We start from the raw sequence: 14,126 nt of genomic DNA on the forward strand, positions 1-14,126 counted from the left end.
GCGGCGGGGCGCCCGTGCTTTACACCCCCCCCCACCCCCCCCCCCCCCGGGGGGGGGGGGGGCCCCCCCGGCCCCCCCCCCCGCCCCGGTGACTTTCGGGCGCCCGCAATCCTGCCCATTGACAACGCCACAAATCGGACTTTAGGTTTGCGAAACGTTTCGACTTCTCACATCGACCGTTGGAGCGCCATGACCTCGTTGCGCGACGTGGCAGCACGCGCGCAGGTGGCCGTCAGCACCGTCTCGGCCGCGCTCAACGGCACCCGCCCCGTGGCGGCGGCCACGAAGCTGCGCATCGAGCAGGCCGCCCGCGAGCTCGGCTACCGGCCGAATCTGCTGGCCAGGGGCCTGCAGAGCAAGCGCACCCGGATCCTCGCGCTGCTGTTCCCCGCGCCGATCGGCGGCTTCGGGCCGACGGAGATGCGCTTCGCCACCGGCGCCGCCGAGGCGGCCAAGGAGCTGGGCTACCACGTGCTGCTCTCGCCGGAGAGCGCGGGACCCATCGAGGAGCTGCGCCACCTGACCGGGCTCGGCCTGGTGGACGGCGTGCTGCTGATGGAGGTGCGGCTCGACGACGAGCGGCCGGCGTTCCTGACGCGGGCGGGGGTGCCGTTCGCGATGATCGGGCGGACCCGCGAGCCCGGCGGCATCGACTACGCCGACATCGACTTCACCGCGACCGCGCGGCAGGCCGTGGCGCACGTGGCCGGGCTCGGCCACCGGGTGCTGGCCTTCGTCAACCTGCCCGCCGCCGCTTTCGCGGCCGGGTACGGCCCCGCCGTCCGCGCCTCGGCCGCGCTCGCCGCCGCCGCCCGGGAGGCGGGCCTGGCGTACGTGGACGGCGGCCACGCGGGCGCGCCCGAGGAGGGCGCGCGAGCGCTGGACGCCCTGCTCGACGCCCGCCCCGACGTGACCGCGCTGGCCGTGATGGACGACCGCGCGGCGGCCGGGGTGCTGGCCGCCGCGGCGCGGCGCGGCCTGCGCGTCCCCGACGATCTGACCCTGCTGCTCGTGCTGTCGTCCGCGCGGGTCGCGCAGATGTTCCACCCCAGGCTGACCACGCTCGAACCGCCCAGCGCGGAGCTGGGCAGGCTGGGTGCCCGCATGCTCATCGACCGGTTGGGCAGCGGCGGGCCGCCCCGGCAGCGGCTGGTGCCCTGCCGGCTGGTGGCCGGCGACAGTTCAGCACCACCACGTACGGGAGCCGCTTCGTGAAGCTCGGAATGCACACCCTCACGCAGAAGAGGGGGCTGCTGTTCGGCGGGGACTACAACCCCGAGCAGTGGCCCGAGGAGGTGTGGGCACAGGACGCCGCGCTGATGCGCGAGGCCGGGGTCAACCTGGTCACGGTCGGCGTGTTCAGCTGGGCGCGGCTGGAGCCGGAGCCGGGCAAGCACGACTTCGGCTGGCTGGACCGGCTGCTCGACCTGATGGCCGGGCACGACATCGCCGTTGACCTGGCCACGCCGACGGCCTCGCCGCCGCCCTGGCTGGGCCACCGCTGGCCGGAGACGCTGCCGGTGGACGAGTCGGGCACCACGCTCTGGTACGGCGCGCGGAACCAGTTCTGTCCTTCTTCGTCCGTTTATTGGGAGCGCTCCCTCGACATCGTGACCGCCCTGGCCGACCGCTACGCCGGCCATCCCGCGCTGGCGATGTGGCACGTGGGCAACGAGTACGGCCAGTTCTGCCACTGTGACGAGTCGGCCGCCGCGTTCCGCCGCTGGCTGCGCGAGCGGCACGGCGACCTGGAGACGCTCAACGAGGCGTGGGGCACGACGTTCTGGAGCCAGGGCTACGGCGACTGGGAGGAGATCCTGCCGCCGCGCACCGCCCCGTACATCATCAATCCCGGCCAGCGGCTCGACTGGCGGCGCTTCTGCAACGACCAGCTGCTCGCGCACTTCCGCGCCCAGCGGGACGTGCTGCGCGCCCGCACCCCCGAGGTGCCGGTCACCACGAACTTCATGGGCTTCTTCAAGCCGGTCGACGCCTGGGCGTGGGCCGCGGAGGAGGACGTGGTCGCCAACGACTGCTACCCCGAGCCGGGCGACCCGCTCACCCCGGCGCGGACGGCGCTCACCCACGACCTGATGCGCGGCCTGGCCGAGGGCCGGCCGTGGCTGCTGATGGAGCAGGCCACCACCGCCGTCAACTGGCGGCCGCACAACCTGCCCAAGCCGCCGGGGCAGTTCCGCTTGGAGTCGCTGCAGGCGCTCGCGCGCGGCGCGGACGGGCTGTGCTACTTCCAGTGGCGGGCCTCCCGCTTCGGCGCCGAGCGCTTCCACGCGGCGATGGTGCCGCACGCCGGTCCTGAGACGCGGCTGCACGCCGCCGTGCGCGCGCACGGCCAGGAACTGCGCGGGCTCTCCCGGGTGGCGGGCACCGAGGTGCCGGCGCGGGTGGCGATGGTGTTCGGCTGGGACAGCTGGTGGGCGCTGGAGGATCGCGGGCGGCCCAGCGACCGGCTCAACGCCGACGAGCAGCTCCTGAACTACTACGTGCCGTTCTTCGAGCGCGGCGTCGCCGTGGACGTGGTGCCGCCCGGCGCGGACCTGGACGGCTACGCGCTGGTCGTGGTGCCGAACCTGTTCCTCGTCAGCGACGAGCAGGCGGCCTGGCTGGACGCGTACGCGCGAGGCGGCGGGGTGCTCGTGGTGGGGCCGTTCTCGGGGATCGTGGACCCGCGCTCGCACGTGCGCACCGGGCGCTTCCCCGCGCCGCTGCGCGAGGTGCTGGGCGTCTCCGGCGAGGAGTGGCTGCCCGTGGGCGGGCCCGTACGGTGCCGGTGGAGCGGCGGCGAAGACGGATTCGCCGCCGGCACCTGGACCGAGTTGCTGGCCGCCGAGGGCGCCGAGGTGGTGGCCGAGTTCGCCGACGGCGACCTGGCCGGGCACCCCGCGATCACGCGGCACCGGCACGGCGACGGCCTGGCCTGGTACGTCGGCACGATGCCCGAGCAGGCCGCCCTGGGGGCGCTGGCCGAGCGCGTGCTGGCCGATGCGGGCGTGGCGGGCGAGTTGCCCGATCTGCCGCCAGGCGTGGAGGCGGTGCGCCGCGGCGAGGTGCTGTTCGTGCTCAACCACGGGACGCGGGACGTACGGGTGGAGCTGCCGGGCCGCGCCGACGACCTGCTGACCGGCGCGCCCGCCGAGGGCGCGATCACGCTGGCGCCGCGCGAGGTCGCCGCCCTGATTACTACCTGACTTTCACCCTGAATCCACCATTAATCACCCCAAGGAGTGACATGTCCGTCTTTCCCGACAACTTTGTGTGGGGCACCGCCACCGCCGCCTACCAGGTCGAAGGAGCCTGGAACGAGGACGGCCGCGGCCCGTCCATCTGGGACACCTTCTCCCACACGCCCGGCCTGGTGGCGGGCGGCGACACCGGCGACGTGGCCTGCGACCACTACCACCGCCTGGAGGAGGACCTCGACCTGCTGGCCGCGCTGCGCGTCGGCGCCTACCGCTTCTCCATCTCCTGGCCGCGCGTGCAGCCCGGCGGGACCGGCCCGGTCAACGCCGCCGGGCTCGACTTCTACCAGCGGCTCGTCGACGGCCTGCTGAGCAGGGGCATCGCGCCGGTCGCCACCCTCTACCACTGGGACCTGCCGCAGGAGCTGGAGGACGCGGGCGGCTGGCCGCATCGCGACACCGCGGAGCGCTTCGGCGAGTACGCGAGGCTCATGGGCGAGGCGCTCGGCGACCGCGTGCACACGTGGATCACGCTGAACGAGCCGTGGTGCTCGGCCTACCTCGGCTACGCCTCCGGCGTGCACGCCCCCGCGCGCACCGAGCCGGCCGCCGCGCTGGCCGCCGTGCACCACCTCAACCTCGGCCACGGCCTGGCCGTGCAGGCGCTGCGCTCGACCGCGGCCAAGGACGCGCAGATGTCGGTGACGCTCAACCTGCACCACGTGCGCGGCGTGTCGGAAGCCGACGCCGACGCGGTGCGCCGCGCGGACGCGCTGGCCAACCGGGCCTTCCTCGGCCCGATGCTGGAGGGCGCCTACCCGGCCGACCTGCTCGCCGACACCGCCGGGGTGACCGACTGGTCGTTCGTGCGCGACGGCGACGAGGCGACCGCCTGCCAGCCGCTCGACGTGCTCGGCGTCAACTACTACAACCCCACGCTGGTACGCCACTGGGACGGCAGCGGCCCCAAGGAGACCGCCGACGGCCACCAGGACGGCGCCGCCTCGCCGTGGATCGCCTGCGAGAGCGTGGAGTTCGTCCGGCAGCCGGGCCCGTACACGGAGATGGGCTGGAACATCGACGAGACCGGCCTGACCGACCTGCTGCTGCGCCTGCACCGCGACTACCCGGACCTGCCCACCATGATCACGGAGAACGGCGCGGCCTTCCCCGACCCGGTCTCCCCCGACGGGCGCGTCCGCGACCAGGACCGCGTCGACTACCTGCACCGCCACCTGACGGCGGTCAGCGAGGCCATCGCGCAGGGCGCGGACGTGCGCGGCTACTTCGTGTGGTCGCTCATGGACAACTTCGAGTGGGCGCACGGCTACGCCAAGCGGTTCGGCATCGTCCGGGTGGACCGCGAGACGATGGAGCGCACCTGGAAGGACAGCGCCCACTGGTACCGCGACGTGGTCACCTCCGGCAAGCTGCCGGTCGGCTGACGTCCGGGCTCAGGGTCAGCGGGCTCAGGGTCAGCGGGCTCAGGGTTTGCGTGCCACGCCGCCGACGAAGGTGTGGTACGTGATCCCCGGCGTCGCCTGGTGGTCCCCGGTCTCCGGGCGCCATTCGGGCAGCGGCACCAGGCCGGGCTCCAGCAGCTCGAGCCCCTCGAAGTAGGCGAGGATCTCCTCCCGGGTGCGCCAGCGGCCGGTGCCGAGGTTCTCGTTGAAGATCTTCTCGGCGCTCCTCGCCTGCTCCGACACCTCGGGCAGCGCCGCGCCCGGGTTGTGGAAGTGGGAGATCACCACGTGGCTGCCGGGGGCGAGCCTGCTGATGTAGCGGGCGGCGACGCCTCCGGGGTCCTCCTCGTCGTTGAGGTGGTGGAGGATGCCGAAGAGCAGCAGCCCGACCGGCTCGGAGAAGTCGATGAGGGCCTGCGTCCTCGGGTCGTCCATCACCTTCTCCGGCTCGCGGGCGTCGGCGTCCACGATCGTGGTGGTCTCGTCCACGGCCAGCAGGGCGCGGCCGTGGGCGAGCACGATGGGGTCGTGGTCGACGTACACGACGTGGGCCGCCGGCGTCACCGACTGGGCCACCTCGTGCACGTTGCCCTGGGTGGGCAGGCCGGAGCCGATGTCCAGGAACTGGCGGAGACCGGCCTCGGCGAGGTAGCGCACGGTGCGCCGCAGGAACTCCCGGTTGGCCATCGCCGCCTGCGGCGCGTCGGGCGCGACCTGCAGCGCGGCTGCGGCCACCTGGCGGTCGATCTCGTAGTTGTCCTTGCCGCCGAGAAAGTAGTCGTAGACGCGGGCGACGCTGGGCTTGCTCGTGTCGATCCCGCTGGACGCGCTTTCCCGCTCGCTCTCGGGCACTGTCGGCTCCTCGTGGATGATCGTCAAGGGGGTATGGCGATGATCCTAAGATGGAGCACCTGGCAAGGCGCGGCAATCCGGGAAATATCGGGTTTGCGGTGAATGGTCACCATTGGTCGATGTGTAGCACCTCGTCCAGCGGCTGCCGCTTCGCCCGCCCGAACGTCTCCCCCGTGTAGTACGCGGTCGGGATGAGCACCCCCTGCCGCACGTCGTCCGGGATGCCGAGCAGCTCGGCGATCTCGGCCTCGTACGCCAGGTGCAGCGACGTCCAGGCGGTGCCCAGCCCCCGGGCGCGGGCGGCCAGCATGTAGCTCCAGGCCGCCGGCAGCAGCGAGCCCCACAGCCCGGCCTGGTTCCCCTGTGGCAGGGCCGGCACGGTCAGGCAGCCCAGCACCAGCACCGGCACCTCGCCCATGTGCTCGGCCAGGTAGGCCGCGCTGGCCGAGACCCGCTGCTGGGTGGCGACCCTGGCCGGGTCGTTCTCGTACAGCCGCTCGGGCGACGCCTTCGACTCGTAGTAGCGGCGCCACGAGCGCCCGTAGTAGTCACCGATGGCCTTGCGCTTGTCCTCGTCGGTGACCACCACCCAGTGCCAGCCCTGCGCGTTGCTCCCGGTGGGCGCCTGGAGCGCGATGTCCAGGCACTCCCTGACCAGGTCGAGCGGGACCCGGCGGGTCAGATCGAGGCGCTTGCGGACGCTGCGGGTCGTGGTGAGCAGCTCGTCTGCTGAGATCGTCATGCGCTTCATCATGCCCATCCCGGACGCCGCGGACCCCGCCCGGCCCCGCCCGGCCGCGTGCGGTCAGCCGCGGCCGAGCACCGTCAAGGCCGGGAGCGCGCGGCCCGAGTAGTCGAACAGCGCCTGGTTCTCCCAGCCGTTGCCGGACGACGGGTCGGCCGGGTCCCAGCCGTTGCCGCGCACGCCGGTCCAGGTGGCCTCCCAGGTGTAGAGGCCGAGCCCGCGGCCGTTCGGGACGTTGCGCACGATCTCGGCGACCTTGGCCAGCATCGCCGACTGGCCCTGCGGCGTGGCCCGGTAGCCGGGGTACGGCTCGCCGGCGGTGATGATGTTGGGCCAGCCGTCGGCGTCGGCCGTCGTGAACGGGTACGCGGTCTCGACGACCAGCACCGGCTTGCCGTACCGGGTGGCGACGTCGTTGATGTTGGCCCTGAAGGCGTCCAGCGTGCCGTGCCAGTAGGCGTAGTACGACAGCCCGATCACGTCGTACCGGATGCCGTGCGCGCCGGCGTTGTCGAACCACCAGCGGTAGAGGCCGTTGTCGCCGCCGTCGGCCAGGTGCAGCACGACCTTCGTGCTCCCCGAGACGGCCTTGACGGCGTCGTAGCCGGCGTTCAGCAGGGCGGCGGTGTTCGGCCAGGTGGAGTTGGAGCCGTCGGGCCACAGCAGGCCGCCGTTGATCTCGTTGCCGACCTGCACCAGGTCGGCCGTGGTGCCCTGGCGGCGCAGGGCGTCGAGCACGTCGTAGGTGTGGGCGTACACCGCCTGCTTCAGCTGCTCGAACGACAGCGACTGCCAGGCGGCGGGCTTGACCTGCTTGCCGGGGTCCGCCCAGCTGTCGGAGTAGTGGAAGTCGACGAGCAGGCTCATGCCGAGCGCCTTGGCGCGCCTGGCGACGGCGAGCACCTGCGTCTTGGTGTTGTAGCCGTCGGCCGGGTTCACCCAGACCTTCAGCCGGATGGAGTTGAGCCCGCCCCGCGCGAGGATGCGCAGCGCGTCGCCGGCCCGCCCGCTCGCGTCGCGGTAGACGCCGCCGAGCGCCTCCGACTTGGCCAGGCTGGAGACGTCCGCGCCCCTGATCGCCAGTCCTCCCGGACCCTTCGCGGCGTGCGCGGGCTGGGCGACGACGAGGGCGCCGAGTAACAGCAGTGCGGTGAGGATGCGTCTCATGACGGTCTCCCTAGGGGTGGGGGGTTGTTTCCTGGGTCTCTTCGATGACCGTGACGGCCCCGGCCGCGACGGTGACCGGCCCGTCGTGCCGTACGCCGTCGAACACGCTCACGCCGCTCACCCCCTCGACCGTCACGGGCCGGTCGCCGTGGTTGATGAGGAACAGGTGGCGGCCCCTGCGCACGCGTTCGAGCGTGTCGGGCAGGCCGCGCGGCCGGGTCACCCCGGCGTGGTCGAGCACCTGGCCGAGCAGGCCGGGCAGGCCGGTGACGGGGGCCGTCGCGAGGTACCAGGCGGTGCCGGCGCCGAGGTCGTGACGGGTGAAGGCGGGGTGGCCCGCGTCGGGCCCCGCGCCGAAGCGCCGCACGGCCCTGGCCCCCGCCAGGCGCACCCGCTCCGACCAGACGCGTGCCTCCTCCTCGGCAGGACCGTCGATGGAGCCGTCGATGAGGGTGACCGTCTCGTGCTCGCGCAGCGGGTGGAACTCCTCGATCGACAGGCCGAGCAGCTCGCGCAGCGCGCCGGGGTGGGCGCCGGGGTGGATGGTGTCGTGCTCGTCCACGATGCCGGAGAAGTACGACACGAGCAGGTTCCCGCCGGACTCCACGTACCGGTGGAGGTTCTTGGCGGAGGCTTCGGTCAGCAGGTACGAGCTGGGCGCCACCACCACCCGATATCCCGAAATATCGGCGGAAGGGTGGACGAAGTCCACCGTGACGTGCTCCCGCCACAACACCTCGTAGAAGGCGTCCATCCGCTCTCTGAACCCCAGGTCGACCGACGGCCGCCAGTCCAGCTCCAGCGCCCAGTACGACTCCCAGTCCCACACCAGCGCCACCTCGGCCCGCACCCGGCTCCCCCGCACCCCGGCCAGCCGCCGCAGGTCGGCGCCCAGCCGCACCACCTCGCGCCACTGCTCGGAGTCGGTCCCGGCGTGCGGCACCATCCCGGAGTGGAACTTCTCGGCCCCGAACCGCGAGGCCCTGAACTGGAAGAACAGCACGCTGTCGGAGCCGCGCGCGACGTGCGCGAGGCTGTTGCGGCGCATCTCGCCGGGCCGCTTGGCGAGGTTGCGCGGCTGCCAGTTGACCGCGCCCGCCGAGTGCTCCATGAGCATCCACGGCGCGCCGCCCGCCACGGACCGGGCGAGGTCGGCCGACATGGCGAGGTCGATGTGGTTGTCGGGCCGCTCGGCCTGCAGATAGTGGTCGTTGGCGACGACGTCGAGCTCGCGGGCCCACTGCCACAGGTCGGTGGACTTGCAGTTGACGGTGCCGGCGAAGTTCGTGGTGACCGGCAGGTGCGGGGTCAGCTCGCGCAGGATGTCGCGCTGCAGCGCGTAGTGCGCGCGGTGCTCGCCGTCGCTGAAGCGGGCGTAGTCGAGGCGCTGGGCCGGGTTGACCGCCGTGTGGTTGGCGCGCGGCGCGTCGATCTGCGACCAGTCGGTGTAGGTCTGGCCCCAGAACGTGGTGCCCCAGGCGTCGTTGAGCGTGGCGAGGTCGAGGTAGGTGTGCCGCAGCCACTCCCGCCAGGCGGCCACGCTGTGCGCGCAGTAGCACTCGCCGAGCGGGGCGCCGTACTCGTTGTGCACGTGCCACATGACCACGGCAGGGTGGTCGCGGTAGTGCTCGCCCAGCGCGCGCACCAGCCGGGCGGTGGCCGCGCGGAAAGCCGGGGCGCTGGAGCAGGCGCTCTGCCGCCCGCCGAACCCGATCCGCACGCCCTCCCTGCTCACCGGCAGCACGTCGGGGTGGCGGGCGACGAACCAGGCGGGCGGCGCGGCGGTCGGGGTGGCCAGATCGACCGCCACGCCGGCCGCGTGCAGCCGGTCGATGATCTCGTCGAGCCGGCCGAACGTGAAGCGCCCCTCCTCGGGCTCCATCAGCGCCCACGAGAACATGCCCAGGCTGACCAGGGTGACCCCGGCCTCGCGCATGAGCGCCACGTCCTCCTCCAGCACTTCGCGCGGCCACTGCTCCGGGTTGTAGTCGCCGCCAAAGGCGATCCCGGCTGGACGCTCCGGATACATCCGTTCCCCCCGCAGACTTTTGTGTGAACGTGCACAGTAAAGCCGACGTGCCCCGGGGAAGAACAGTCACCTCTGCGCCCAATTTTTCCAGGCACGCAACGAGAACGTAACGACCTCTTGACGCCTATTTCCGGGCTGTTCCACTCTGTGCACGTTCACAGAACCCTCTGGAGGTACGCATGCGCGCCCACCGCCTTGGAGCAGCCCTGGCCGTCGCACTCACGGCCACACTCGCGAGCTGCGCGTCCGGCGAGCCCGCCGAAGCGCCCGAGGCGGCGCAGAGCCAGGCGACCGCCGTCCAGGGGCCCGTCAAGCTCACGTACTGGACCTGGGCCCCCAACATGGACAAGATCGTCGAGGTCTGGAACGCCGCCAACCCGGACATCCAGGTGACGGTCAGCAAGCAGGCGGGCGGCGACGACGCGGCGGCCAAGTTCCTCACGGCGGCCAAGGCCGGCAACCCGCCGGACGTGGTGCAGGCCGAGTACCAGCACCTGCCGTCGTTCATCGCCGCCGACGCGGTGGCCGACCTCAAGGCGGAGACGGCGTCGATCAAGGGCGAGTTCACCGACGGGCTGTGGGGCCTGGTGACGCTCGGCACCGACGCGGTCTACGGCATCCCGCAGGACAGCGGCCCGATGATGCTCTTCTACCGCAAGGATCTCTTCGACAAGTACGGCATCGAGGTCCCGAAGACCTGGCAGAAGTACGGCGAGGCGGCCCGCACGGTCAGGAAGAAGGACTCCAAGGCTTACCTCGGCACGTTCTCCAGCAACGATCCGGGAGCGTTCACAGGTCTGGCGCAGCAGGCGGGCGCGCAGTGGTGGTCGATCAGCGGCGAGTCATGGAAGGTGAACATCGCCGACGAGGCCACCACCAAGGTCGCCGACTACTGGGGCGGCCTGGTGAAGGAAGGCGTCATCGACGACATGCCGTACTTCACCCCCGAATGGAACAAGGCGCTCAACGACGGCAGGCTGCTCACCTGGCCGTCGGCCGTGTGGGCGCCCGGCGTGCTGTCCAGCAACGCGCCCAAGGGCAAGGGCAAGTGGGCCGTCGCGCCGCTGCCGCAGTGGAACGCCGGCGAGAGCTTCAGCGGCTTCTGGGGCGGCTCGTCCACCGCCGTGGCGGCCAAGTCGCCGAACAAGGCGGCCGCCGCCCGCTTCGCCACCTGGCTCAACACCGACCCCAAGGCCATCGACCTGCTGGTCAAGGAGGCCGCCATCTACCCGGCCGCCACCAAGGCCCAGTCGGCGCTGGGTGCGGCCCCCGGCTACTTCTCCAACCAGCCCGACTTCTGGCAGCAGGCCGCCGCCGTCTCCGCCGGGGCGCGCGGGTTCACCTTCGGGCCGAACGTGGGCGTGGCGTACAACGCGTTCAGGGACGGCTTCGGCAAGGCGCTGCAGAACGGCACCCCGTTCGCCGACGCCGTACGCGGCATGCAGGAGGCCACGGTCGCCGACATGCGCAAGGCCGGCTTCCAGCTCGCGTCATGACTCGCCCTTCCATGAGGCGGCCCGAGCAAGGGCCGTGGCCGTACCTGTTCCTGGCCCCCGCGATGGTGCTGTTCACGCTGTTCCTCGCGGTGCCCATCGGCTACACCGTCTACCTGGCCCTGCACAGGACCCGCGTGTCAGGGCTCGGGCTGGGCAAGGGGGCGCGCAGGGAGGTGTACGTCGGGCTCGAGAACTTCGCCGCCGCCCTCGCCGACGCCGAGCTGTGGGCCGGGTGGCTGCGCGTGCTCGGCTACGGCACGCTGGTGCTGGTCGTGATGCTGGGGCTGGCGCTGCTGTTCGCGCTGCTGCTCGACTCGGCGCGGGTGCGGCTCGCCCGCTTCTCCCGCATCGCGATCTTCCTGCCGTACGCGGTGCCCGGCGTGGCCGCGACGCTGCTGTGGGGCTTCCTCTACCTGCCCTCGCTCAGCCCGATCCGCGACGTCCTCGACGTGGACTTCCTGAGCGCCACGACCGTGACGTACTCGATGGCGAACGTGGCGGTGTGGGGCGGCACCGGCTTCAACATGCTGGCCCTCTACACCACGCTGCGCGCCATCCCCCGCGACCTGTACGAGGCCGCCCGCCTCGACGGCGCGTCCGAGCTGCAGATCGCGATCCGGGTGAAGATCCCGATGCTGACCCCGGCGATCATCCTGACCACGGTGTTCTCGATCATCGCGACCGTCCAGGTGTTCACCGAGCCCACCGCGCTGCGCCCGCTGACCAACACCATCAGCTCCACGTGGAGCCCGCTGATGAAGGTCTACCGCGACGCGTTCGTCACCGGCGACCTGTACTCGGCCGCCGCCACCTCGATCGTCATCGCGGCGATCGCGCTCGTGCTGTCCTTCGGGTTCCTGCGGGTGGTCCGCGACCGCGCCTTCGGGGAGGGCTGATGGCTCCGCTCACCGTCTCGCACCGCCGCCCGCGCACCGGCCGCACGGCGGGGCTGGTCCCGACGGCGCTGCTGCTGATCGGCGCGCTCTACTGCCTCTTCCCCGTGGTGTGGGTGCTGATCGCGGCCACCAAGTCGCCCGGCGAGCTGTTCAGCACCTCCACGCTGGCCTTCGGCACCGGCTTCCTCGACAACGTGGGCGAGCTGTTCGCCTACCGCGACGGCGTGTTCTGGCTGTGGGCCGCCAACACGCTGCTCTACGCGGGCGGCGGCGCGCTGCTGTCCACCGCCGTGTCGGCCGTCTCCGGGTACGCGCTGGCGAAATACCGCTTCCCCGGCCGGGCCCTCATCTTCAACCTGCTGATCGGCGGCATCCTCGTGCCCAGCGTGGTGCTGGCGGTGCCGCAGTATCTGCTCTTCTCCAAGGTCGGGCTGGCCGACAGCCACTGGGCGGTGCTGCTGCCGCAGATACTCAACCCGTACGGCATCTACCTGGCCCGCGTCTACGCCACCGCGTCCGTGCCCGACTCGCTGCTGGAGGCCGGCCGCATCGACGGGGCCGGCGAGTGGCTGCTGATGCGGCGGGTGGCGCTGCCGCTCATGGTGCCCGGCATGGTGACGATCTTCCTGTTCCAGTTCGTGGCGATCTGGAACAACTTCCTGCTGCCGTTCATCATGCTCGGCGACGACGGCAAGTTCCCGCTCACGGTGGGCCTCTACACGCTGCTCGCGGCCGGCGCCAACCAGCCCGCCCTCTACAACCTGATCCTCACGGGCGCGTTCCTGTCGATCCTGCCGCTGATCGCGCTCTTCCTCACCATGCAGCGATACTGGAAGACCGACCTGTCCTCCGGAGCCGTGAAATGAAACGCCCTACGATCCACGACGTCGCCGCCGCCGCGGGAGTCTCCCGCGGCACGGTCTCCCGCCTGCTCAACGGGGACAGATACGTGAGCCCGGCGGCGCGCGTGGCCATCGAACGGGCCATCTCCGAGACCGGCTACGTCGTCAACCGTGCCGCCCGCAGCCTGGTCACGCAGCGTACGGGGTCGGTCGTCATGGTGCTGTCGGAGCCCCACGAGAAGCTGTTCGAGGACCCCAACTACAGCACGCTCATCAGGGTCGCCATCCGCATGCTGGCCGAGCGCGACCTGTCGCTGGTGATGATGCTGGCCGGCGACGAGGGTGACCGCGAGCGGGTGGTCCGCTACGTGCGCGGCGGCCACGCCGACGGGGTGCTGCTCGTCTCGACGCACGCCGGCGACCCGCTGCTCGACGCTTTGCGCACCGGCCCGCCCGCCGTCTCGTGCGGGCCGGTCATCGGGCGCGAGACCGTCATCCCGTACGCCGCCGCCGACGACCGGCTCGGCGCCCGACAGATGACCGAATACTTCGTCGGCCTCGGCCGCAGGCGCATCGCCATGATCACCGGGCCGATGGACACGCCGGGCGGCATCCAGCGGCTCGAAGGCTTCGCCGACGTGCTCGGCCGCAAGGCCACCAAGCGGCTCATCGCCCACGGCGACTGGACCCAGGCCAGCGGCGAGCGGGCCATGACCGAGCTGCTGGAGCGCGCCCCCGACATCGACGCCGTGTTCGTGGCCTCCGACCTGATGGCGGCGGGCGCGCTCGCGGCGCTGCGCGCGGCCGGCCGCCGGGTGCCCGACGACGTCGCGGTGGGCGGCTTCGACGACTCCTCGGTGGCCCTCTCGACGCACCCGCCGCTGACCACCATCCGCCAGCCGCTGGCGGAGATGGCCCAGGAGACGCTCCGCCTGCTGCTGGCCCTCATCGACGGCGCCGGCCACGTCGACCCGGTGGTCCTCCCCACCGAGCTGGTCATCCGCGAGTCCGCATAGGGACGAACGGCACCCGCGCCACCGGGAGCCGGAAGCGTTCGCTGGTCAGACGACGCCGGCGTAGACCCAGCGGCCGTCCAGGCGGACGAAGCGGCTGTGCTCCTCCATCTCGCCCGGCCGCCCCCGCTCCAGGTAGTGGGCGCGGAAGCGGACGGTGCCCTCGGTGTGCACGACGCTGCCGCCGGTGGTCTCCAGCACCTCCAGCCGCACCCACTTGACCCGCCGGTCGATGCCGGCGCGCTGCGGCCGGTCGGACGGGTGCCAGGTGCGCAGCAGGTAAGCCTCGTCGCCCACGCCGAAGGCGCTGAAGCGGGAGCGCATGAGCTGCTCGGCGGTGGCGGCCGCCGCCTCACCCCGGTGCAGCCTGCCGCAGCAGTCCTGGTAGGAGGCGGGCAGGCCGCAGAGACACGTACGAGGAGGCAT

At 72.0% G+C, this 14,126-nt stretch carries 12 protein-coding genes; 7 read left to right on the forward strand and 5 right to left on the reverse strand.

Annotated features, from left to right (window positions below):
* Positions 1–189 precede the first annotated feature (189 nt).
* The 3 genes from AB0K28_RS40665 to AB0K28_RS40675 are packed head-to-tail and all read left to right on the forward strand — an operon-like array spanning position 190 to position 4,642.
* On the forward strand, positions 190–1,215 hold the full coding sequence (locus tag AB0K28_RS40665; protein WP_364380928.1) for a LacI family DNA-binding transcriptional regulator: 1,026 nt from the start codon (positions 190–192) through the stop codon (positions 1,213–1,215).
* A complete protein-coding gene (locus tag AB0K28_RS40670; RefSeq protein ID WP_364380931.1) occupies positions 1,212–3,206 on the forward strand; it encodes a beta-galactosidase in 1,995 nt (664 codons plus the stop codon). Before AB0K28_RS40665 ends, AB0K28_RS40670 begins: the two co-directional genes overlap by 4 nt.
* Before the next feature lie 41 nt (positions 3,207–3,247).
* A complete protein-coding gene (locus tag AB0K28_RS40675) occupies positions 3,248–4,642 on the forward strand; it encodes a GH1 family beta-glucosidase (protein ID WP_345386010.1) in 1,395 nt (464 codons plus the stop codon).
* 39 nt (positions 4,643–4,681) lie between these two features.
* Here the strand turns inward: AB0K28_RS40675 and AB0K28_RS40680 are convergent, their stop codons facing one another.
* The 4 genes from AB0K28_RS40680 to AB0K28_RS40695 form a co-directional block, all read right to left on the reverse strand.
* Positions 4,682–5,539 (reverse strand): SAM-dependent methyltransferase, encoded by an 858-nt coding sequence (locus AB0K28_RS40680; RefSeq protein ID WP_364380934.1) that lies wholly within the window; start codon positions 5,537–5,539, stop codon positions 4,682–4,684.
* A 79-nt stretch (positions 5,540–5,618) separates the two neighbouring features.
* Positions 5,619–6,254: a nitroreductase family protein gene (locus AB0K28_RS40685; protein WP_364380937.1), complete on the reverse strand. Its 636-nt coding sequence runs from the start codon at positions 6,252–6,254 to the stop codon at positions 5,619–5,621.
* A gap of 63 nt (positions 6,255–6,317) precedes the next feature.
* Positions 6,318–7,424: an arabinogalactan endo-1,4-beta-galactosidase gene (locus tag AB0K28_RS40690; RefSeq protein WP_364380940.1), complete on the reverse strand. Its 1,107-nt coding sequence runs from the start codon at positions 7,422–7,424 to the stop codon at positions 6,318–6,320.
* Between the two features lie 10 nt (positions 7,425–7,434).
* The gene (locus tag AB0K28_RS40695) at positions 7,435–9,453 is read right to left on the reverse strand and encodes a beta-galactosidase (protein ID WP_364380943.1); all 2,019 of its coding nucleotides are present in this window, start codon (positions 9,451–9,453) and stop codon (positions 7,435–7,437) included.
* Between the two features lie 179 nt (positions 9,454–9,632).
* Here AB0K28_RS40695 and AB0K28_RS40700 point away from each other — a divergent pair, with 179 nt between their 5' ends.
* From AB0K28_RS40700 to AB0K28_RS40715, 4 genes are read left to right on the forward strand one after another with little or no spacing between them, the layout of a single operon-like run.
* Entirely contained in the window at positions 9,633–10,949 is a 1,317-nt protein-coding gene (locus AB0K28_RS40700) for an extracellular solute-binding protein (protein WP_364380946.1), read from the forward strand.
* A gap of 11 nt (positions 10,950–10,960) precedes the next feature.
* Positions 10,961–11,845: a sugar ABC transporter permease gene (locus AB0K28_RS40705; protein ID WP_364380949.1), complete on the forward strand. Its 885-nt coding sequence runs from the start codon at positions 10,961–10,963 to the stop codon at positions 11,843–11,845.
* A complete protein-coding gene (locus AB0K28_RS40710) occupies positions 11,845–12,711 on the forward strand; it encodes a carbohydrate ABC transporter permease (RefSeq protein WP_364380952.1) in 867 nt (288 codons plus the stop codon). The genes AB0K28_RS40705 and AB0K28_RS40710 overlap by 1 nt, the downstream gene beginning before the upstream one ends.
* Positions 12,708–13,703 (forward strand): LacI family DNA-binding transcriptional regulator, encoded by a 996-nt coding sequence (locus tag AB0K28_RS40715; protein WP_364380955.1) that lies wholly within the window; start codon positions 12,708–12,710, stop codon positions 13,701–13,703. Before AB0K28_RS40710 ends, AB0K28_RS40715 begins: the two co-directional genes overlap by 4 nt.
* Before the next feature lie 45 nt (positions 13,704–13,748).
* On the opposite strand, the gene AB0K28_RS40720 is transcribed toward AB0K28_RS40715, so the two are convergent.
* Positions 13,749–14,126 (reverse strand): YchJ family metal-binding protein, encoded by a 378-nt coding sequence (locus AB0K28_RS40720; protein WP_364380958.1) that lies wholly within the window; start codon positions 14,124–14,126, stop codon positions 13,749–13,751.

Source organism: Nonomuraea sp. NPDC049504, from assembly GCF_040676845.1.
Classification (GTDB): Bacteria; Actinomycetota; Actinomycetes; order Streptosporangiales; family Streptosporangiaceae; genus Nonomuraea; species Nonomuraea salmonea.

What these genes read in the sequence shown, in the direction of transcription:
- AB0K28_RS40665 (WP_364380928.1), top strand. Translation starts at nt 190, where the DNA reads ATGACCTCGTTGCGCGACGTGGCAGCACGCGCGCAGGTGGCCGTCAGC.
- AB0K28_RS40675 (WP_345386010.1), top strand. Translation starts at nt 3,248, where the DNA reads ATGTCCGTCTTTCCCGACAACTTTGTGTGGGGCACCGCCACCGCCGCC.
- AB0K28_RS40685 (WP_364380937.1), bottom strand. Translation starts at nt 6,254, where the DNA reads ATGACGATCTCAGCAGACGAGCTGCTCACCACGACCCGCAGCGTCCGC.
- AB0K28_RS40690 (WP_364380940.1), bottom strand. Translation starts at nt 7,424, where the DNA reads ATGAGACGCATCCTCACCGCACTGCTGTTACTCGGCGCCCTCGTCGTC.
- AB0K28_RS40695 (WP_364380943.1), bottom strand. Translation starts at nt 9,453, where the DNA reads ATGTATCCGGAGCGTCCAGCCGGGATCGCCTTTGGCGGCGACTACAAC.
- AB0K28_RS40700 (WP_364380946.1), top strand. Translation starts at nt 9,633, where the DNA reads ATGCGCGCCCACCGCCTTGGAGCAGCCCTGGCCGTCGCACTCACGGCC.
- AB0K28_RS40705 (WP_364380949.1), top strand. Translation starts at nt 10,961, where the DNA reads ATGAGGCGGCCCGAGCAAGGGCCGTGGCCGTACCTGTTCCTGGCCCCC.
- AB0K28_RS40710 (WP_364380952.1), top strand. Translation starts at nt 11,845, where the DNA reads ATGGCTCCGCTCACCGTCTCGCACCGCCGCCCGCGCACCGGCCGCACG.
- AB0K28_RS40715 (WP_364380955.1), top strand. Translation starts at nt 12,708, where the DNA reads ATGAAACGCCCTACGATCCACGACGTCGCCGCCGCCGCGGGAGTCTCC.
- AB0K28_RS40720 (WP_364380958.1), bottom strand. Translation starts at nt 14,126, where the DNA reads ATGCCTCCTCGTACGTGTCTCTGCGGCCTGCCCGCCTCCTACCAGGAC.